Annotated in this window: 18 protein-coding genes and 1 pseudogene; 4 read left to right on the top strand and 15 right to left on the bottom strand. The window is 61.6% G+C overall.

Annotation, left to right across the window (positions count from 1 at the left end; translation table 11 throughout):
* Window positions 1-125: 125 nt before the first annotated feature.
* Window positions 126-1,136: pseudogene (locus M0808_RS17060) on the top strand (NAD(P)-dependent alcohol dehydrogenase).
* Between the two features lie 27 nt (window positions 1,137-1,163).
* Here M0808_RS17060 and M0808_RS17055 read toward each other — a convergent pair.
* From M0808_RS17055 to M0808_RS17035, 5 genes are all read right to left on the bottom strand, one after another.
* Window positions 1,164-2,183 carry an XdhC family protein gene (locus M0808_RS17055; protein WP_247841965.1) on the bottom strand — a complete coding sequence of 340 codons (1,020 nt, stop codon included), beginning with the start codon at window positions 2,181-2,183 and terminating at the stop codon, window positions 1,164-1,166.
* A gap of 11 nt (window positions 2,184-2,194) precedes the next feature.
* Window positions 2,195-3,547, bottom strand: coding sequence for a cytochrome c (locus M0808_RS17050; protein ID WP_247841964.1), 1,353 nt, complete (start codon window positions 3,545-3,547; stop codon window positions 2,195-2,197).
* Between the two features lie 17 nt (window positions 3,548-3,564).
* The gene (locus M0808_RS17045; protein ID WP_247841963.1) at window positions 3,565-5,817 is read right to left on the bottom strand and encodes a molybdopterin cofactor-binding domain-containing protein; all 2,253 of its coding nucleotides are present in this window, start codon (window positions 5,815-5,817) and stop codon (window positions 3,565-3,567) included.
* On the bottom strand, window positions 5,817-6,272 hold the full coding sequence (locus M0808_RS17040; RefSeq protein ID WP_247841962.1) for a (2Fe-2S)-binding protein: 456 nt from the start codon (window positions 6,270-6,272) through the stop codon (window positions 5,817-5,819). Before M0808_RS17040 ends, M0808_RS17045 begins: the two co-directional genes overlap by 1 nt.
* An 89-nt stretch (window positions 6,273-6,361) precedes the next feature.
* Window positions 6,362-7,294: an AraC family transcriptional regulator gene (locus tag M0808_RS17035; RefSeq protein ID WP_247841961.1), complete on the bottom strand. Its 933-nt coding sequence runs from the start codon at window positions 7,292-7,294 to the stop codon at window positions 6,362-6,364.
* Between the two features lie 243 nt (window positions 7,295-7,537).
* Between M0808_RS17035 and M0808_RS17030 the strand changes: the two genes are divergently transcribed.
* On the top strand, window positions 7,538-8,734 hold the full coding sequence (locus M0808_RS17030; protein ID WP_247841960.1) for an MFS transporter: 1,197 nt from the start codon (window positions 7,538-7,540) through the stop codon (window positions 8,732-8,734).
* 14 nt (window positions 8,735-8,748) lie between these two features.
* On the opposite strand, the gene M0808_RS17025 is transcribed toward M0808_RS17030, so the two are convergent.
* The 4 genes from M0808_RS17025 to M0808_RS17010 all read right to left on the bottom strand — a co-directional run bounded on the left by M0808_RS17025 (window position 8,749) and on the right by M0808_RS17010 (window position 12,695).
* The gene (locus M0808_RS17025; protein ID WP_247841959.1) at window positions 8,749-9,747 is read right to left on the bottom strand and encodes an NADP-dependent oxidoreductase; all 999 of its coding nucleotides are present in this window, start codon (window positions 9,745-9,747) and stop codon (window positions 8,749-8,751) included.
* A gap of 67 nt (window positions 9,748-9,814) precedes the next feature.
* Complete coding sequence (locus tag M0808_RS17020) at window positions 9,815-10,684, bottom strand: alpha/beta hydrolase (RefSeq protein WP_139054774.1); 870 nt, start codon at window positions 10,682-10,684, stop codon at window positions 9,815-9,817.
* 82 nt (window positions 10,685-10,766) lie between these two features.
* Window positions 10,767-11,555, bottom strand: coding sequence for an SDR family oxidoreductase (locus M0808_RS17015; protein ID WP_139054775.1), 789 nt, complete (start codon window positions 11,553-11,555; stop codon window positions 10,767-10,769).
* A gap of 39 nt (window positions 11,556-11,594) precedes the next feature.
* Window positions 11,595-12,695, bottom strand: coding sequence for an alkene reductase (locus M0808_RS17010; RefSeq protein WP_247841958.1), 1,101 nt, complete (start codon window positions 12,693-12,695; stop codon window positions 11,595-11,597).
* A gap of 147 nt (window positions 12,696-12,842) precedes the next feature.
* On the opposite strand from M0808_RS17010, the gene M0808_RS17005 reads away from it, so the two are divergent.
* Entirely contained in the window at window positions 12,843-13,427 is a 585-nt protein-coding gene (locus M0808_RS17005) for a TetR family transcriptional regulator (protein ID WP_247841995.1), read from the top strand.
* A gap of 113 nt (window positions 13,428-13,540) precedes the next feature.
* Here the strand turns inward: M0808_RS17005 and M0808_RS17000 are convergent, their stop codons facing one another.
* The 5 genes from M0808_RS17000 to M0808_RS16980 form a co-directional block, all read right to left on the bottom strand.
* Entirely contained in the window at window positions 13,541-13,927 is a 387-nt protein-coding gene (locus tag M0808_RS17000) for a cupin domain-containing protein (protein ID WP_047294860.1), read from the bottom strand.
* Window positions 13,928-13,971: 44 nt separating this feature from the next.
* A complete protein-coding gene (locus M0808_RS16995; protein WP_247841957.1) occupies window positions 13,972-14,823 on the bottom strand; it encodes an AraC family transcriptional regulator in 852 nt (283 codons plus the stop codon).
* Between the two features lie 66 nt (window positions 14,824-14,889).
* Entirely contained in the window at window positions 14,890-15,258 is a 369-nt protein-coding gene (locus tag M0808_RS16990) for a hypothetical protein (RefSeq protein WP_247841956.1), read from the bottom strand.
* A gap of 230 nt (window positions 15,259-15,488) precedes the next feature.
* A complete protein-coding gene (gene yghU, locus M0808_RS16985; protein ID WP_247841955.1) occupies window positions 15,489-16,328 on the bottom strand; it encodes a glutathione-dependent disulfide-bond oxidoreductase in 840 nt (279 codons plus the stop codon).
* Window positions 16,329-16,401: 73 nt separating this feature from the next.
* The gene (locus M0808_RS16980; RefSeq protein ID WP_247841954.1) at window positions 16,402-17,022 is read right to left on the bottom strand and encodes a LysE family transporter; all 621 of its coding nucleotides are present in this window, start codon (window positions 17,020-17,022) and stop codon (window positions 16,402-16,404) included.
* 176 nt (window positions 17,023-17,198) lie between these two features.
* Here M0808_RS16980 and M0808_RS16975 point away from each other — a divergent pair, with 176 nt between their 5' ends.
* Window positions 17,199-18,092, top strand: a complete 894-nt coding sequence (locus M0808_RS16975; protein WP_247841953.1) for a LysR substrate-binding domain-containing protein — start codon at window positions 17,199-17,201, stop codon at window positions 18,090-18,092.
* A gap of 21 nt (window positions 18,093-18,113) precedes the next feature.
* On the opposite strand, the gene M0808_RS16970 is transcribed toward M0808_RS16975, so the two are convergent.
* On the bottom strand, window positions 18,114-19,043 hold the full coding sequence (locus M0808_RS16970; protein WP_247841952.1) for a LysR family transcriptional regulator: 930 nt from the start codon (window positions 19,041-19,043) through the stop codon (window positions 18,114-18,116).
* Window positions 19,044-19,134: the final 91 nt, after the last annotated feature.

The following is a 19,134-nucleotide window of genomic DNA, read 5'->3' as shown; positions in this document are numbered from 1 at the left end:
GTTGCTTGAGGATAGAATAATCATGTGCCTTTTTGCGTATTTATTGCGCGAGCCCAACAGCGAAAGATGTGCCCAGGCAAACCCTTGGTGGTTTGCAGCCATTGATCCGTTTTTGGAGATTCGCAATGAAAGCCTGGTTACTGAAAGATTTCGGCCTCGACAATCTGCACCTGGAAGAGACAGCGACCCCGCAGCCACAGTCCGGCGAATTGCTGGTAAAGGTCGGCGCCGTGTCCCTCAATTTTCGCGACAAGGCGATCGTTGACGGCATCTACGAGCCGCACATGGTGCCCAAACCGTTGATTCCGGTGAGCGACGCAGCGGGCACCGTGGTCGCGGTGGGTGACGGCGTCAGCCGCTTCAAGGTCGGCGATCGGGTCAACTCGCATCTGTATTCCCGCTGGCTGGATGGCGAGCCGGGGCCGAATGAACCGGACTACTGATTTGGTTCGCCGCTGCCCGGCGGACTGGCCGAATACATGATCATCCACGAAGACAGCGCCGTTGCCGCGCCGGACAACATGAGCGACGAAGAGGCGGCGACGTTGCCGATTGCTGCGCTCACGGCGTGGTACTCACTGGTCGACTTTGGACAGATCCAGCCCGGTCAGACCGTGCTGGTACAAGGCACGGGCGGGGTGTCGATTTTTGCCGTGCAGATCGCCACGGCGCTGGGCGCCAAAGTGATCGCCACATCGAGTAGCGAGCACAATCTGCAAGCCGTGAAGGAACTGGGAGCGGTCGCGGGCGTGAACTACAGAACGACACCGAACTGGGCCGATGAAGTGTTGCGGCTGACTGACGGCAAAGGCGTGGATCTGCTGCTCGACGTGGCCGGTGGCAACGGCATCAATCAGTCGGTTGCAGCGACCAAGGCTTCCGGGCGCATTGCACAGATCGGTTTCTTGACCGGGCAGACCGTTGCACTCAATCTGATGCCGCTGATTTTCCGCCAGACCACCATTCGCGGTATCGCCGTGGCACCGCGCTCATCCTTCGACCGGATGAACGTCTTCCTCAACCAGCACAAGATTCGCCCGGTGATCGATCAGGTGTATCCGTTCGAGAAAGCGCGCGAGGCGTACGAACATCTGGCGAAGGGCGCGTTTGGCAAAGTGGTGATCAAAGTCGCCTGATATAGGCACAGGGCCAAGCAACGGGGCTCAATGCGATTGCGCCAGACCCTGTTGCGCCTTGGCTCTGGCAATCGAAAACGCCTTCGGCAAATTGGCGCCATTCTTCGCGGCCAGGATCTCGGCCATCACGCTGACGGCGATCTCCGCCGGTGTCTTGCTGCCAATGTAGATGCCGATTGGCCCGTGCAGCCGTTCGAGTGATGCCTGGGTCTCACCAAAATGCTCGATCAGACGTTCGCGGCGCAGTTGGCTATTGCGCCGCGAACCGATGGCGCCGATGTAAAACGCCGGGCTGTGAAGGGCTTCGAGCAGCGCCAGATCGTCGAGTCGCGGATCATGGCTCAAGGCGACGATGCAGGTGCGCAGATCGACCGCGAAGTCGCGCACCACGTCATCCGGCATGCCGATGATCCGCTCCACACCGTTCACCGCCCAGGTTTCGATGTATTCCGCACGTGGGTCGCACACCGCGACCTTGAAGCCGTTGAACAGCGCCATGGTCGCCAGATACTCGGCCAGCGCGCCGGCGCCGATCATCAGCAGCCGATACCCCGGCCCGAGGGTATTGAGCATCCGGTGGCCGTCGAAACTGAATTGCTCAGGAGTTGCCGTGGCTTGCAGTGTGACGCGACCGTTATCCAGTGCCAGGCAGCGGCGTACCAGTTGCCCGGCATCCAGTTGCACCAGCAGTTCGTCGAGCACCTGCCAGGACGGGTTGAACTCAAGAATCAGCTCAAGCGTGCCGCCACAGGGCAAACCGAAACGATGCGCCTCGTCGGCGCTGACGCCGTAGCGCACCACCTCGGGCGCACTGTCCTTGAGGCCGCTGCCGCCATGCGCGGTGGTGTAGCGATGGATCAGGTCGTCCTCGATGCAGCCGCCGGACACGCTGCCGATCACGCGACCGTCGTTACGCAAGGCCATCATCGACCCTGTCGGGCGCGGCGAAGAGCCCCATGTGCGCGCCACCGTGGCGAGCAACACTTGCTCGCCGGCGGCGAGCCAGTCCCGCGCGGTGCGCAGGACCAGCAAGTCGATGCTTTCCATCAAACGTTCCTCTAACGCATTTGCAGGATGATCGGGCTGCTGCTGGCCGGATCCGTACGTTCACGCAGCTTGTTGACGGCCTGCGGTTCAATGGCACCGCCCTGATTGCCCCAGGTGCTGCGCATGAAGGTCAGCACTTCGGCGATCTCTTGATCCGACAACTGTTCGCGGAAGGCTGGCATGCGATAGGCGTCCGGTACTCCGGCGGCCACCACCCGTTGCGAACCGTTGAGGGTGATGTTGATCGCCGAGGCGCTTTCCTTGGCCAGTGCCGACGTGGCGCCGGCCAGCGGCGGCATCCATTCGGATTGGCCCTTGCCGTCCAAACCGTGGCACGAAGCACAGCGCGTGACGTAGGTATGAGCACCGGGCGCGTCCAGACGTTCCGTCGCCGAAACCGCCTGGTACTGCCATGGCTGGCCGTCGCGCTGAGGATCCCCCGGCAATGACTTGAGATAACGGGCGATCGCGGTCAGATCGTCATCGCTCATGAACTGCGTGGAGTTGTTGAACGCCTCGGTCATCGAGCCGTAAACCACCGCGTGTTTATTGCGCCCGGTCTTGAGGAACTGCACGATCTCCGGTTCGCTCCAGCGGCCCAGGCCGGTGTTGTGATCATCACGCAGGCTCGGCGCGTACCAGCCATCGAGCAAGGCGCCGGCGAGGTACGGCGTGGCGGATTCATCCAGAGCCTTCTCGTTGAACGCCAGACCGCGCGGCGTATGGCAACTGCCGCAGTGCCCGGCGCCTTGCACGAGATAAGCGCCGCGATTCCACACGGCATCCTGCGACGGTTTGGCCACGTAAGGTTCGGTATCGGCGAAGACACCGTTCCACAACGCAATCGGCCAGCGCAGGTTCAACGGGAAAGGAATCGCACTCGGGATATTCGCCTGCTTGACCGGTGCCACGCCTTTCATGAAAAACGCGTACAGCGCTCGCACATCGTCGTCACTGAGCTTGGCGTAGGACGGGTAGGGCATCGCCGGGTACAGACGACGGCTGTCGGGGGCCACGCCATGGCGCACCGCACGGTCAAAGTCCGCCAGGCTGTAGCGACCGATGCCGGTTTCCGGCTCCGGGGTGATGTTGGTCGCGTGGATCGCGCCCAGTGGTGTGGCCATTTCCAGGCCGCCAGCGAACGGCGCACCGCCCGGCACGCTGTGGCACGCCACGCAATCGCTGAGTCGGGCGACGTATTCGCCACGCGCGACCAGCGCCGGGTCGATATCGGCCACGGCGGTGTGGTTGTTTTCAAGGCGCGAGACAGGCTCGCGGGTGACATACCAGGCCAGCAGGCCTGCCGCGACCAGGCACGGCACTGCCAGCCAGCCAGCGGTTCTTGCGAATCGGCTGTTATTCATGGACGCTCCGGCGCTGATCAAGTGAAGGTGTGTCGGCTCATGGGCAGGCTGCGCACCCGTTGCCCGGTCAGCGTTGCCACCGCATTGGCGACGGCGGGCGCGACAGCGGGCAACGGTGGTTCGCCGATGCCGCCCATTTTTTCCCCGCTCTCGACAACACGCACGTGGACCCGGGCCATCCGCGCAGGCGGCAGGATCGGATACAAGTCGTAGTTGCGCGCGCGCGGTTTGCCATCAATCCACACGGCTTCCTCCACCAGGGTCTGCGACAGGCCCAGCGCCACCGCGCCATTGACCTGTGCTTCGACAATCGCCGGGTTGACGATGCTGCCGGGGTCGATTGCCTGCCAGATGTCGTGCACCTTGACCTGCCCGTTCTCGATAGAGACCTCGGCGATCACAGCGGTCTGAGTGCCGAACGGCGAAGCCATCGCCACGCCTCGCGCACGTTTGCTGCCGTCCGCCGCGGTGAACGGCCCACGCTTCCAGCCACCCGACAGCTCGCCCACTGCGTGCAGCAGCGTAGTCAGTCGTGGGTTGTCGCGCAGCAGATGCAGGCGCAATTCGAACGGGTCCTTGCCACCCTTGTCGGCCAGTTCGTCAAGGAACGATTCGTAGAAGAAGTCGTTGAGCGAATTGCCCACCGAACGCCAGTAACCCAGCATCGCCGGGCCTTTGGCATAGATCTGCGCGATGCGCTTGTTGGGGATCGCATAGGACTTGCCTGACAAGCCTTCAAGCGCCGTCGGGTCGAGTTTTTCACCCTGTTTGCCGGCCAGCGCCTCGGTCGGGCCTTCGGTGGCGCTGATCGCTTCAATTGCCAGCGGCCAGCCGTCATTGTCCAGCGCGGCGCGGAAATTCACCGCTGCCACCGGACGCAGCACGTCGCGAAGGAACTCTTCCTCGCGGCTCCAGATCAGTTTGACCGGGCGGCCAACCGCTTTCGATAACTCGATTGCCTGCGGGTAGGGACTGGCGGCGTCGTAAAGGAAATGCCGACCGAAGAAGCCCCCGAGCAATGGCGAATGCAAGGTGATGCGCGACGGATCCAGCCCGGTGCGTTTGGCGATGTCGGCACGGAACATGTCCGGCGCCTGATTCGGCAGCCAGACTTCCAGCGAACCGTCGGGATTGAATCGGGCCAGCGCCGACGGCGGCTCCAACTGACCGTGGTTCAGGTACTGGTTGTTGTAAGTGGCGTCAATCCGCGTTTTGGCGTTCGCCAGAGCTGCAGCCACGTCGCCCTCATTTTCATCATCCCTGGCCGGGCCTTTGTCGTCAGCCAGGCGCTTGAGCCAGGCGTCACTGGAAAAGTCCGCAGGCATCGAGCGTACCTGGCTGTCGGCTGTGGGTTCCTGCCAGTCGACCTGTATTGCTTCCACTGCACGTTTGGCGTGCCACCAGCGCTCGGCGACCACGGCCACGGCACCCGGCAGACGATGCACGGAATGCACGCCTTTCATCGCCTTGACCTGCTCTTCGTTGCGCAGGTTGCCCACGGTCATGCCCAGACGCGGGGCATGTTGAACGGCGGCGTGGAGCATGTCGTCGACCTTCAGATCGATGCTGTAGAGCGCCTTGCCCGTGGACTTGTCGTAGGCATCGACGCGCTTCACCGGTTTGCCGATCCAGCGGAACTGGCTCGGATCACGCAGTTGCACCGAGGCCGGATCGGGAACCGGCAGATCCATGGCGTGCTCGGCCAGTTCGCCGTAGGCCACCGAACGCCCGGACTTGGCGTGCACGACTTTGCCGGGTTCGGTGCTCAGTTCACCCACCGGCACCCCAAGTTTCTGCGCACCGGCCTGCAGCAGCATGGCGCGGGCGAGGGCGCCGAGGCGGCGCATCACCGGGTAACTCATGCGCACCGACATGCTGCCGCCGGTGATGCGCATGCCGTTTTCCATCACTACATAGGCTTCGCCGGGCGGCGCGGCTTCGACCAGGAACGTCGACGGGTCGGCATCCAGTTCTTCACCGACGATCTGCGCCATCGCGGTGAACGTACCTTGTCCGCCTTCCATGAACGGGCAGAGCAGGCGCACGCGGTTGTCCGGGCGAATTTCCAGAAACGCCGGCACCTGCGTGCCGCGCTCGGCAGTCGCGGCCGCCACAGCCGCTTGCACCCGAGTCGTGCCCAGCGGCAGGCCGAAACCGAGCACCAGTGCGCCAACGGCGGTGCCGGCCAGGAAGCGTCTGCGCGACACGTTGATCGGTTCGTGCAGAGCCAGTGCTGATGCTTCCTGGGACGGATCGATACGCACGTTCATTAGGCGTCTCCCTTGCCGGCCAGCTCATGCACGGCGGCATGAATGGCGTTGTACGTGCCGCAGCGGCACAGGTTGACCATCGCCGCCTCGATCTGCGCGTCACTTGGTTTGGGGGTTTGCTTGAGCAGCGCCGTGGCCGCCATCACCTGCCCGGACTGGCAGTAGCCGCACTGGGCGACCTGCAGATCAACCCAGGTCGAGACCACGCGTTTGCCCACGTCATCGGCCTCGATCGCCTCAATGGTGGTGACCTCGCGGCCGACCACACCGGCCACCGGCGTGACGCACGAGCGCACCACGTTGCCGTCCACCAGCACGGAACAGGCGCCGCACTGCGCCAGTCCACAGCCGTACTTGGTGCCGGTCATGCCCAGATCATCGCGGATCACCCACAGCAGGGGCGTATCGGCGTCGGCATCGACCTGATAGGTTTTCTGGTTGATTCGTAGTTCCATGGTTCACCCGCTCGATCATCGGTTGACGTGCATTTTTATAAGCGGTGAAACGCTGCGTGGCGCCTCACCGGTAAAGCGTGTTTTTTTGCTCAACTGGCCGTATTGCCCAGTGCTTCTGCGGCGAAGGGGTCGCCACGCAGCAGCGCGATGTCCCGACTGGGTGCGGTGCCGTACAGGCGTGCGTATTCGCGGCTGAACTGCGAGGGACTTTCATAACCGACCGCAAATGCCGCTCGCGAAACGTCCAGACGCTCCATCAACATCAGCCGGCGCGCCTCGTTCAGTCGCAGCCACTTCTGGTACTGCAGCGGGCTCATACCGGTGAGCTGGCGGAAGTGGTGGTGAAAGGTCGGTGCGCTCATCTGCACCCGCGCCGCCAGTTCATCGATGCGCAGCGCCTCGGTGTAGTTGACCTTGAGCCAGTCGATGGCTTTGGCGATGCGATAACCCTGGCCATCGACGGCCGTGATCTGCCGCAGCCGCGCGCCTTGATCGGTATGGAGCAGCCGATAGTGGATTTCCCGCAGCACCAGCGGCGCCAACACCGGGATCGCCTCAGGCTCGTCGAGCAATGCCAGCAGGCGCTCGAGCGCGCCTTCCAGCGCGCACGACAGGTTGCCAATGCCAGCGCCGGTGTTCATCGACGGCTGCCGTTTCGCAGGCAGGCCACCTTTGCTGAGGATCTCGGCGAGCATGCCGACATCCAGTTTCAGCACCAGCCCGACACAGGGCTGTTCGGGGCTGGCTGCAAGCACTTCGGAGTTGGCGGGCAGATCCAGCGAGGTGACCAGAAACCGCGAAGGGTCGTAGCGGTAACCCTCACCGCCGACCCACAAGCGCTTTTCCCCACGGCCCACCAGAATCAGGCTCGGCTCGATCATGCACACGGTCGGTGGCGCCGGCTGATCGCGACGAAACAGCGACAGGCCGGCTATCGACGTGGCGAAGTCACCCGGCACGCTCACGCGCGAGTCAATGTTCAACGCCAGAGGTGATTGGTGGCGCAGCGGGGTAGGGATCATGTCGGGCAACTCCTGTTGAACGAACTCTAATCCGCTGCACAGGCGATTCCTATACACCACCCTGCATCCTCAGAGGATCAGGCAAGCATTCAAGAGGAATGCACTAGGGCAGAGGTGAATCGACCGGGAGAATGTGTCAAACCATTACGGGATTGACGCGATTCGACGATGCGATCCTGGCGCCGTAAAAAACAGCGCGTCCGGGCAATCGCCCGGACGCCTCTCGCAATACAGGTAATTCCCATGACTTCCCTTTCTACAGAACAACGCGGCTGGAGCGCCGTGCTGGCCATGTCGCTGGCCGCCTTCGCGCTGGTCGCTTCAGAGTTCATGCCGGTCAGCCTGCTGACGCCGATTGCCGCCGAACTGCACATCAGCGAAGGTCAGGCCGGGCAGGGGATTTCCGTGTCCGGGGCATTCGCCCTGGTGACCAGCCTGGTGATTGCAGCGGTCGCTGCTCGCGTCGAGCGCAAGAAGCTGTTGCTGGGTCTGACCTTGCTGATGATCGTCTCGGGTACGGTGGTCGCATTCGCGCCGGGCTACCCTTCGTTCATGTTCGGGCGGGCCTTGATCGGCATCGCCATTGGCGGTTTCTGGTCGTTGTCGGCGGCAACCGCGATGCGTCTGGTGCCGCCTGATCAAGTATCCCGGGCACTGGCAATCGTCAACGGTGGAAACGCGCTGGCGACGGTCATCGCCGCTCCGGCGGGGAGTTTCCTCGGCGCGTTGATAGGCTGGCGCGGCGCGTTCTTCTGTGTGGTTCCGGTCGCCGCGCTGGCGGCCATATGGCTGCTGATCAGTCTGCCGTCCTTCAAGCTTGAGCGTCAGGCCGGTAGCGGCAACGCCCTGCGGCTGATGAAGCAATGGCCGGTCGCCTTGGGGATGGTCGCCGTCAGCGTATTTTTCATGGGGCAGTTCATGCTGTTCACTTACCTGCGGCCCTTTCTGGAGGGGGTCACCGGGGTCAGCGTTGCAACCCTGTCCTTGATGCTGCTGGGGCTGGGGCTTGCCGGTTTCATCGGGACCTTTGTGATCGAAAGATTCCTCGGCACTGGCCTGTACCGCACGCTGACAGTTATCCCGCTGATAATGGCGGTCATTGCATTGGCGCTGGTCAACTTCGGTGCTTCGCCGTTGCTGACTGCGTTGCTGCTCGGGCTCTGGGGGCTGGTCGCCACGGCGGCCCCCGTGGGCTGGTGGACCTGGCTGGCGCAGACGCTGCCGGAGGATGCCGAAGCCGGCGGAGGCTTGCTCGTGGCCATCGTGCAACTGGCCATCGCCGCAGGGGCCATCGTCGGTGGACTGGCGTTTGATCTGAGCGGTTATAAAGCCACCTTCGAACTCAGCGCGGCGGTGTTGGTGATTGCGTCGGTGCTCGCCTGGTGCGCCGGTCGCAGTGCGACTGAAGTTCATCTGGTCGAGTCGAACGCGGCCGGCTGACGAGGGGCACGTTGTCATTTGAGCGTAACGACGACCTTGCCCTTGGCGCGCCCCTGCTCGACGTACTTCAACGCCTCTGCCGTCGAGGCAAACGAGAAGCTGCGGTCAATCACCGGTCGGATGATTGCCTCCTCGACCAGCGTGGCAATTTTTTGCAGTTGTGCACCATTGGCCCGCATGAAGACGAACGTGTAGTTGACCGCCCGCTTGCGCGCCTTGCGCCGGATACCGAAGCTCAACAGGCGCATGACCTGTTGCAATGGCCAGGACAAGCCTTGTTCTTGGGCGAACTGTGCAGTGGGCGGGCCCGAGATGGAAATGAGCTGGCCGCCGGGCTTCAGGACCTTGAGTGATTTTTGCAAAACGTCCGGGCCAAGGCTGTTCAACACCACGTCGTAGTCGTGCAGGACGCTTTCGAAGTCTTGCTGTTTGTAGTCGATGACCAGATCGGCCCCCAGTGCCTTGACCCATTCGATATTCGCGGTGCTGGTGGTCGTGGCGACGAAGGCGCCGAGGTGTCTGGCCAACTGGATGGCAATGCTGCCAACCCCACCGGATCCCGCGTGAATCAGTACTTTCTGACCCTTTTTCAGTTGTGCGGTTTCGATCAGTACTTGCCACGCCGTCAACGCGACCAAAGGCAGGGACGCGGCTTGTGCCATGCTGGTATTGGCAGGTTTTCGTGCGACCGCGTTTTCGTCCACGGCGATCCATTCGGCGAACGTTCCGATCCGCGTTTCCGGCGGGCGAGCGTAAACCTCGTCTCCCGGTTTGAACCGCGTCACCTGTGAGCCAACCTCAACCACGACACCCGCCAGATCATTGCCCAGTATGAGCGGTAATGCATAGGGCAGAATCAGCTTGAACTCGCCACTGCTGATCTTCGAATCCAGCACATTGACGCTGCTGGCGTGTACCTCGATCAAGACATCACGGACACCCACCACAGGGGCAGACGCTTCGCCAATGCGCCCGGTGTTCTTTCCATAGCGATCAATCAGAAATGCTTTCATCGTAGTGCGGCTCTTGGCGGTTGTAAGGAGGGTAGCTGGCGCGTTGCGGTGTTGCTGCGCCGTGTCGTCAGGCGTCGAGGAATGCCTGCGCCTTGGCGACAAAATCAACGCAGTGCTGGAAAATCCCGCCGTGGCCGGCATCCTCATAAATCACCAGTTGTGCGTTGGGAATACGCTTGGCCAGCGCCATCGAGTTGACGCTGGGCACCATGATGTCGCTGTCGCCGTTAACGATAAGCGTGGGTATGCGCAAGCGTCCGAGGTCTTGCGGCGGCTGTTGGCCCCACGCGGTGATCGCTTTCAACTGGCGCAGAAAAGCGCTCGGTGTCGGGCCTTTGTCGCGATTGTTTTTGCGTGTTTTCAGGCGTCGCAGATACTGCGCCGCAGATCGACGGCCATTGGCTGACGAGGTGAAGAACAGGTAGACCTTGGGATCGCGCAAGGTCAGCAAGCCTTTGAGGATCAATGGCCACGTCACCGAACCGACCTTGTCGATACCGCTGCCGCCGGCCGGACCGGTACCGGTCAGAATCAAGCGACGCACCCGATCAGGCGCCTTCAGGGCAATGTCCTGAGCAACGAAGCCGCCGAGCGAGAATCCCAGTACATCAACGGTTTCCAAGCCCAGCGCCCGGATCAACTGAATGGCATCGTCTGCCATTTCACCGACAGTCAGTGGCGCGGTTCCACCAGAGCCGCCAATACCGCGATAGTCAGTGGTAATGACCCGTCGGGTTCGTGCCAGGCCATCAATGATCGCGGGATCGAAGTTGTCCAGCACGGCGCCCCAATGGTTGAACAGCACCAGAGGCACGCCGATCGCGGGGCCGATGTCGCGGTAAGCGAAGCGCACGCCGTTGACCGTGATCGACTGATTCGCCGCGTTGCTGAACGACGTCGACGTGCAAGTGTGGTTATTTGCCAGGGTTTGATTCATTTCTGCTCCGGATCGCGAGCCGGATTCGATGCAGTGACTTGCGCCTGCATCGAATCCGCCGCGCGTGTTCGCTACCAGACAATCACTGTGGGTCGAGGTAGCGCTGGGCAACCGCAGACTGACGGATTTGCCCGATCAGGCCCTGACGTGCGCCTTGCAGATCATCCCAGCGTTGCGCTTCGTGCAGCGGCGGGATGGTTACCGGTTCGCGACGATCGAAGCCGACCAGAGCGGCATCCACCAGATCGCCCACTTCCATGATGTCACTCAAGGTGTTGATGTCGATGCCGGAGCGATCCCAGATCTCCGTACGGGTGGCGGCGGGGAGTACGGCTTGCACGTAGACGCCCTGAGGTGACAGTTCCAGGCTCAGTCCCTGGGACAGGAACAGGACGAAGGCCTTGGTCGCACCGTAGACGGTCATGCCGAACTCCGGTGCCAGACCCACCACCGAACCGATGTTGATGATCGCGCCGTCACCGGCCTTGACCAGACGTGGAGCGATGGCGCTGGCCAGGCGCACCAGTGCGGTGGTGTTGAGGGCGACCAGTTGCGCAACGCTGTCGGTGCTTTGGTCGATGAAGTTACCGGAGAGGGCGGCGCCGGCGTTATTGACGAGGATGCCGATGCCGGCGTCGTCGCGCAGGCGGCTTTCAACGGTGCTCAGATCAGCGAGTTGGGTCAGGTCCGCCGGGATCACATCGACGGTGACGTCGTGTTCGCTGCGCAAGCGGGCTGCAAGTGCGTCCAGGCGTGCCTGGTCGCGGGCGACCAGTACCAGATCGTGGCCGCGTTGCGCGAAGCGCTCGGCGTAGACCGCGCCAATGCCGGTGGAGGCGCCAGTGATCAGAACAGTAGGGCGAGTGCTCATGGGGGATCTCTCTTTCAGGATGTGAGAAACAGAACGCGCTCAGTTGGCGCTGATGCTTGATTCAGCCAGCGTCGGGTAGTCGATGTAGCCTGCCGCACCGCCGCCATAGAGGGTGGCGGGATCGAACGCGGACAATGGCGCGCCCTGCTTGAGGCGCTCCACCAGATCCGGGTTGCCAATGAACGGACGACCGAAGGCGATCAGGTCGGCGTGGTCTTCGGCGAGCTGCGAAGTCGCCAGGTCCAAGTCATAGCCGTTGTTGGCGATGTAGGTGTTTTTGAAGCGCTGGCGCAGTGCGCCGAAGTCGAAGGGCGCCACGTCGCGCGGGCCACCGGTCGCGCCTTCGACCACGTGCAGATAAACCACGCCGAGGGCATCGAGTTGCTCGGCGACGTAATCGAATTGCGCCTGCGGATCGCTGCTGGAGACGCCGTTGGCCGGCGACACCGGAGACAGGCGCACACCGGTGCGATTGGCGCCGATTTCATCAACGACGGCCGCCGTCACTTCAAGCAACAGACGCGCCCGGTTTTCAATCGAGCCGCCATACGCATCGGTACGCAGGTTGGCGCTGTCCCTGAGGAATTGATCGAGCAAATAGCCGTTCGCGCCGTGAATTTCCACACCATCAAACCCGGCGGCAATCGCGTTTGCCGCAGCCTGGCGAAAATCCGAGACGATCCCTGGCAGTTCGCTGGTCTCCAGCGCGCGCGGCGCCGAGACATCTTCAAAGCGATTGTTGACGAAGACTTTGGTGGCGGCGCGCAGCGCAGAAGGGGCCACGGGGGCGGCGCCGTTTTCTTGCAGATCAACGTGCGACACGCGGCCGACATGCCACAGTTGCAGAAAGATTTTTCCGCCCTTGGCATGGACTGCATCGGTCACCTGGCGCCAGCCGTCAATCTGCCCCGGCGTGTAGATTCCCGGGGTGTCCTGATAGCCCTGACCTTGTCGGGAAATCTGCGTGGCTTCACTGATCAGCAAGCCGGCGCTGGCGCGTTGGCTGTAATAGGTGGCCGCGAACTCGCTGGGTAAAAAGCCTGCGCCTGCACGGTTGCGAGTCAGCGGTGCGAGGACCACGCGGTTCGACAGCGTCAGGTCGCCAAGTGTGTAAGGGGTGAACAGAGTCTGGTTACTCATCTGGTATTTCTTCCGTGCCCGTTGGTGGAGATCGGTGTGCGTGCAATTAGGATGATGATCGAAATCTAAACTGTCAACGGTTTTGATTATGACCAGCATCTATGTATGATTGGCGCAAGCATTCCCAATGAACACGAGGTACTGCACGTGCGAGTGACCAAGGCCCAGGCGCAGGCCAATCGAGAACACATCGTCGAGACCGCTTCCGAGCTGTTCCGTGAGCGTGGCTTTGACGGCGTCGGTGTGGCGGATCTCATGGCGGCTGCCGGTTTCACCCACGGTGGTTTTTACAAGCATTTCGGCTCCAAGGCCGACCTGATGGCTGAAGCCGCGTCCTGCAGTCTTGCCAAGTCGCTGGCAGGCGCCGAAGCGCTCGACGTGCCTGGCTTCATCGATGTCTATGTGACGAGAGAACATCGCGACGGACGTGGCAGCGGTTGCACCATGGCCGCATTGTGTGGCGACGCGGCGCGTCAATCGGATGAGGTGAAAACGACGTTTGCCGAAGGGATCGAGCGCACCCTGCAGACCCTCGGAGACAAATATCCAATCGGGCCGGACGCCGTGGCGGGCGAGGGGAGAAAGAAAATGATCGACCTGCTGTCGCGGGCTGTCGGCGCGATTGTGCTGTCGCGCGCCTGTCCGGATGATTCCGCGCTGGCCGACGAGATCCTTGAGGTGTGCCGCGCTGAAATGCTGGCTTCGTTGCCGGTTGACGAAGAGGTGGTCTGAGGCGGTGCTCGCTCAGTAAACCCAGTACAAAATCGCCCGTCGATCAGCGGCCAACCAACGGCCCGCCACTCAAAAAAGGCGCCGTCAAATCGCAGATTGACGGCGCCTCCTGCTCAGATCCAGACGTCGTTGTCAGCCGTGCGCTCGCCACCTTCGTGCCCGGTGTTACGCACCCCCCGAGGCTCGATCATCATCAGGCGCGCTTCTCCTTCCGCTGCCGTCCGATGTTCGATCCCGCGCGGCACGACGTACAGCTCACCCGGTTCGACGTATACGCTGCCATGGGGCAGGTCGATCCGCAGCGTGCCCTCGATCACAATAAAGGCCTCATCGGTTTCCGGGTGGGAGTGCCAGATGAATTCACCTTCGATGCGAACCACTTTGAACTGGTAGTCATTCATTTCGGCGACCACACGGGGGCTCCACTGCTGATCGATCAGCGCGGATTTCTGCGCCAGATTGATGGCGTGCAGTGCTGGTACTTTGCTGGTATGTGGCATGACAAATCCTCTATCAGACAGAAGTCGTCAGCCTAGCGGAGGGGTTATTGGCGATGCTTGTACGATCCTGCAAGTTGTCTTTGCCCCAGGACGCGTTCCAGCCAACGCGACGGAGATACCCCATAAGTGCGGGTGAAGTGCCGGGTCATATGACTTTGGTCGTGAAAACCCGCAGCCAGTGCGGCATCCACCAGCGAGAATCGGTCAAGCAGCAGCGTGCGCAATATATCCAGGCGACGCAGGGTCACGAAGCGATAGGGGCTGGTGCCAAACAGCACTCTGAAGTCCCGAGAGAGGCTCCATCTTTCACGGCCGCTGGCGTGCTCCAGCATTTCCAGCGTAATGCTCTGGTGCAGGTGAGCCATGATGAATTCCCTTGCGCGCTCGGCTGCCGGGTAATCGAGCAGTTTGCGCCCGCGAGGTTTGCCGGCCACGGCGCGCAGGGCCATTGCCAGATCAAACAGGGCGTCCTGTTCTTCCAGCGGATCAAGTGAGTAATCCATCGCCTGCACGAACGCTTCACTGGCGCGAAACAGGCGCGGGTCGCTGGACAGACCGCCGGCAATGAAGGGTAGCGGTTCACCCTTCAACACCTGCTGAATCAAAGCCGGATCGATATAGGCCATTCGATAGCGAAACCCCGCTTCGGTCCCGGCCATGCCATCGTGCAGTTCATCAGGATGCAGGAGCAAGGTATTTCCCGGTAAGCCGTGGCGCAGGCTGCCCTTGTAGTGAAAGCTTTGCACGCCAGAGAGTGTGCGACCGATCGAGTAAGTATCGTGCCGATGTGGGTGGTAGCCATGGCCGCCAAACCGGGCTTCGATACGTTCTATCCGCCCCGGCTGTGTGCTGCGCACTACCCAATCGGAATCTGGATCTGGTCTGGGCTGTTCCATGGTTTCACTGTCTCTGAGAGAAGCCTGCTGCGAGCGATGATAGCCAACCTGATCGAAAGCAGGGTGTCACCGTTGCCCTCGCGTATTTTGCGCCAGACGCTCACGCCAGTTGCCACCGTGCGTGCGTTGGCATTCCTCCTCGGAGTCGAAACGCACGTTGCGCTCTGAAGGGGACAGGTCGATATCGGCTTCCCTCAGCGCAGTGGCCGTCAGTTCGAAGAGGCGTGCCTTGGCGTCAGTCAGGGCGAGGTTTTTGTCGGCTTCGGTGTCGAACACCCAAGTGACATTCAGGGTCGCCGCCAACGCGTTCAGGTCAGCGGTGTGGGTCAGCCAGGTGAAGCCCTGGATTTCAGCTTTTGCGGCTTCACATGCGTCGGTGAGCGTGGCAATCAAGCGCCGCTCGATCCGCGCCAGTTCACGTTTTCCAGGGGGCATTGCAGATCCTTTGACGACAGTGGTGGTGTGGTCTCAATGTAATTGCTGAGGTTCACAAATCCTCATGTCCAACCCGAATTCCCTGAGGGAGCGAGCTTACTCGCGAAAGCGGTAGGTCTGTTATGTCAGTGTTGACTGACTTGGCGCCTTCGCGAGCAAGCTCGCTCCCACAAAGGTTGCTGTGAACCGGAATGCCCCTGTCCAGCACAAATCTTTGTGGGAATGTGGCGTCAGTCCAGATCGCTGGCCTGATGTCGCTCCGCAACCTGGCTCGCCTCGTCACCCCAGGTGCGATTGACCCGCTGGCCACGCTTGACTGCCGGGCGTTGGGCGATTTCTTCTGCCCAGCGCTGCACGTGGGTGTATTCGTGGGCCGCTAGAAATTCGGCGGCCGCATACACGTTGTTGCGCACCAGTTGGCCGTACCACGGCCAGACCGCGATGTCGGCGATGGTGTAGCTGTCGCCCGCCAGATAGCGGCTCTCGCCAAGGCGCCGGTCAAGCACGTCGAGCTGACGCTTGGCCTCCATGGTGAAGCGGTTGATCGGGTATTCGAGCTTCTCCGGCGCATACGCGTAGAAGTGCCCGAAACCGCCGCCCAGATAAGGTGCGGCGCCCATCTGCCAGAACAGCCAGTTCAGGGTTTCCGTGCGGCCGGCGGGATCTTTCGGCAGGAAGGCGCCGAATTTCTCTGCCAGATACAGCAGGATCGAACCGGATTCGAATACCCGAATCGGCGGCTGTACGCTGTGGTCGAGCAGCGCCGGAATCTTCGAGTTCGGATTGATCTCGACAAAACCGCTGGAGAACTGATCGCCCTCGTTGATGCGGATCAGCCACGCGTCGTACTCGGCCTCGGTGTGCCCCAGTGCGAGCAATTCTTCCAGCAGGATAGTCACCTTGACGCCGTTGGGCGTCGCCAGTGAATACAACTGCAGCGGGTGTTTGCCCACGGGCAGGGTCTTTTCATGCGTCGGCCCGGCAATCGGGCGGTTGATGCTGGCGAAATGGCCGCCGGACGGGGCTTCGTGTTTCCAGACTTTGGGCGGTACGTAGGGCGCTTTACTCATGAAATGGGCCTCATGGTGAACTTGCCGAGAATGAGCTGACGAGTATCAGACCAGACAGCATAAACGCTCTAGCTCAAGACTGCGCAACCCCCGGAATCATCAAACACGCTGCCAGACCCATCAACGCGATCCCGATGGCCTTGTCGAGGAGTCGCTGTTTTTCCAGCAGGCGCCGACGTAGCCGTTCCGTGGAGAAAAACAGCGCGACCAGGCTGAACCACAGCCAATGAATGACCGACATGAACAGGCCATAGGCGAAGTTCAACGTCAGCGAACTGCCTGGCTCCACCACCTGACTGTACGCCGCCACCACGAACAACATGGTTTTCGGATTCAGTGCATTGGTCAGAAAACCTGAGCAGAACACCTTCCAGGCACGGGGTGCCGAAGCGCTCGCATCGGCAAATGTCAGAACAGATTTATTGGTAAAGGACTTGATGCCCAGATAGACCAGGTAGCCGGCACCCAGCAGTTTCATCATCCAGAACAGCAGCGGCGATTGGGTGATGATCAGCGCCACCCCGAACACCGTGTAGAACACATGAACCTGCACGCCACAGGCGATGCCCAGCGCAGCCAGCAAACCACTGCGCCGCCCGTAGGCGTAACTGTTGCGGGTGACCATGGCAAAGTCCGGGCCGGGGCTGATCACCGCCAGAACAGTGATGGCGATTACCAGAAACAATTCATTCATCTATACGCTCCATCGCGTTATTTGCGCTACTTGAATTCACAGATACAGAGCCTGCAGCATCGCCGCCAACAGCGTGGATGGAATTAACAGGCCCTGAGCGGCGACATGATGGAGAAGTGTCTTTGGCAAAAAAAACGATTTATAGTCGCGAAAATCTGTGAGAAATCATCGCCTATATGAACCTGCCTCCGCTGGCTGCCTTTCGCTTCTTCAACACCGCCGCCCAGACCCAGAGTTTCGTCAAGGCTGCCGAGCTGCTGCACGTCACCCACGGCGCGGTCAGCCGCCAGGTGCGCTTGCTGGAGGAGGCGATCGGCGTCGAGCTGTTCGAACGGCGCAACCGCGCGATCTTTCTCAACCATGCCGGGCGCTTGCTGTTCAATGTCACCGCGCCGATGTTCGAACAGTTGCAGAGCACGGTTTATCGCCTGCAACGTGAAGTCCACGACGATGTACTGGTGGTGTCCTGCGAGCCAACCATCGCCATGAAGTGGTTGATCCCGCGTTTGCCCGACTTCCACAGTGCGCATCCACAGTTGCAGGTGCAATTGCTGACGGCCGGCGGGCCGATCGACTTCGCTCGTTCAGGCGTGGATCTGGCGATCCGCCGCGATGATTTCCATTGGGACGAGACCGTGCACGCCGTGACTGTTTGTGAAGAGTGGATCGGCCCGGTCTGCGTGCCGTCCAGTCGTCCTGACGGCGATCATTTGCGCGGCGCCTGCCTGCTGCACAGCAAGACCCGCCCGCAGGCGTGGGACAACTGGGTGCGACTGGTTGGCATGAATGCGTCGGGTGTCAGTCGGGTCGATTACGAGCATTTCTACCTGTGCATTCAGGCCGCGCTGGCCGGGCTGGGCGTCGGTATGGCGTCGTTTCTGATGGTGCAAGACGAACTCAAGTCCGGCCAGTTGATCGCGCCGTTCGGCTTCGTTCGCGACGGTTCGAGTTATTGCCTGCTGTCACCGCGACCCTTCGAACAGAGTGCCAATGCCATGCTTTTTCGCGAGTGGATTACCCAGCAGATGAGTGCGTGCAGCCAATGGCTCGGGGGTGATCTGCAGCCTTGAAAGTGCAAGAGCTGCTGTGGATCAACCAGCTTGCACTGGCCAGCGCCTATTCAAGTGCTCCGTCAAATAATCCATGAAGGCTCTGACCTTCGGCGTCATCGCTGCTCGTTCCTGCACGCATGCATAGATGTCCATCGGTTCGACATGCCCGTGGGTTTCACCCGGGAGATCTTCGAACAGTTGCACCAGTTGACCGCTCTCGAGATAGGGCGCAGCGACGAATTCGGCCAGGCGCGTGACACCTGCGCCGTTGACTGCCATTTGCGCCAGCGCGTCGATGTCGTCGCTGATGGCGGTGGCGTTGATCGGGGCGTCGTAGCGTTGGCCGTCGCGGATGAGGCCCCAGCGCAGAAAGCGTCCATCCAGTGGATAGCGAAACGCGAGGCAGGCGTGGTGTTGCAGCTCTTGCGGTGATTGCGGTACGCCGGCGCGCGCAAGGTAGGCGGGAGCGGCGCAGAAGACGAAGGGCAGGGACACGATCCGGCGCGCGACGATGCCGTCTTCCAGTTGCGGCTTGATCCGCAGACTCAGGTCGATGCCGTCCTGGATGTGATTGATCTTCCCATTGGTGGTCGACAGCTCGACCAGCAGGCGCGGATGCAGCGCGGCGAAACTGGCGAGTAACGGCGCCAGGACGTGGCGGCCGAACGCGCTGGTGGAGGCGATGCTCAAACGCCCTTGCAGTTCGCTTTCATCGCCGACGATCGCACTTTGCGCCGACTCCAGATCAGCCGCAATACGCCGCACCTTTTCGTAATACAACGCGCCGTTTTCAGTCAGCGCCATGCTGCGTGTGGTGCGCTGCAGCAGGCGAACGCCGAGGTGCGTTTCCAGGCGATTGAGGGTCTGGCTCACCGCGGCCGCACTGACGCCCAGGGTCTTGGCGGCGCCGACGATGGAGCCTGCTTCGACCACTTTGATAAAACTGGCAATCGCCGCCAACAGATTCATCCGTGTCCCGCCGCGTGGGTTTGATTCGTAAGTTGTGCTTTATAAAGTACCTGTGGCGGGCCGTCTAGTTGAGGGCAGGGGGCTTTGCTAA

Source organism: Pseudomonas sp. MWU12-3103b (assembly GCF_023100615.1).
Classification (GTDB): domain Bacteria; phylum Pseudomonadota; class Gammaproteobacteria; order Pseudomonadales; family Pseudomonadaceae; genus Aquipseudomonas; species Aquipseudomonas putida_A.
Note: the sequence above shows the minus strand (reverse complement) of the source record. Positions and strands in the feature narration are given on the sequence as shown.

Coding starts and splice junctions, on each gene's coding strand:
- M0808_RS17020 (WP_139054774.1), bottom strand. CDS start 10,684: ATGAATCAAACCCTGGCAAATAACCACACTTGCACGTCGACGTCGTTC.
- M0808_RS17010 (WP_247841958.1), bottom strand. CDS start 12,695: ATGAGTAACCAGACTCTGTTCACCCCTTACACACTTGGCGACCTGACG.
- M0808_RS17055 (WP_247841965.1), bottom strand. CDS start 2,183: ATGGAAAGCATCGACTTGCTGGTCCTGCGCACCGCGCGGGACTGGCTC.
- M0808_RS17035 (WP_247841961.1), bottom strand. CDS start 7,294: ATGATCCCTACCCCGCTGCGCCACCAATCACCTCTGGCGTTGAACATT.
- yghU (WP_247841955.1), bottom strand. CDS start 16,328: ATGAGTAAAGCGCCCTACGTACCGCCCAAAGTCTGGAAACACGAAGCC.
- M0808_RS17040 (WP_247841962.1), bottom strand. CDS start 6,272: ATGGAACTACGAATCAACCAGAAAACCTATCAGGTCGATGCCGACGCC.
- M0808_RS16975 (WP_247841953.1), top strand. CDS start 17,199: ATGAACCTGCCTCCGCTGGCTGCCTTTCGCTTCTTCAACACCGCCGCC.
- M0808_RS16980 (WP_247841954.1), bottom strand. CDS start 17,022: ATGAATGAATTGTTTCTGGTAATCGCCATCACTGTTCTGGCGGTGATC.
- M0808_RS17015 (WP_139054775.1), bottom strand. CDS start 11,555: ATGAGCACTCGCCCTACTGTTCTGATCACTGGCGCCTCCACCGGCATT.
- M0808_RS17000 (WP_047294860.1), bottom strand. CDS start 13,927: ATGCCACATACCAGCAAAGTACCAGCACTGCACGCCATCAATCTGGCG.
- M0808_RS17025 (WP_247841959.1), bottom strand. CDS start 9,747: ATGAAAGCATTTCTGATTGATCGCTATGGAAAGAACACCGGGCGCATT.
- M0808_RS16995 (WP_247841957.1), bottom strand. CDS start 14,823: ATGGAACAGCCCAGACCAGATCCAGATTCCGATTGGGTAGTGCGCAGC.
- M0808_RS17045 (WP_247841963.1), bottom strand. CDS start 5,817: ATGAACGTGCGTATCGATCCGTCCCAGGAAGCATCAGCACTGGCTCTG.
- M0808_RS16990 (WP_247841956.1), bottom strand. CDS start 15,258: ATGCCCCCTGGAAAACGTGAACTGGCGCGGATCGAGCGGCGCTTGATT.
- M0808_RS17030 (WP_247841960.1), top strand. CDS start 7,538: ATGACTTCCCTTTCTACAGAACAACGCGGCTGGAGCGCCGTGCTGGCC.
- M0808_RS16970 (WP_247841952.1), bottom strand. CDS start 19,043: ATGAATCTGTTGGCGGCGATTGCCAGTTTTATCAAAGTGGTCGAAGCA.
- M0808_RS17050 (WP_247841964.1), bottom strand. CDS start 3,547: ATGAATAACAGCCGATTCGCAAGAACCGCTGGCTGGCTGGCAGTGCCG.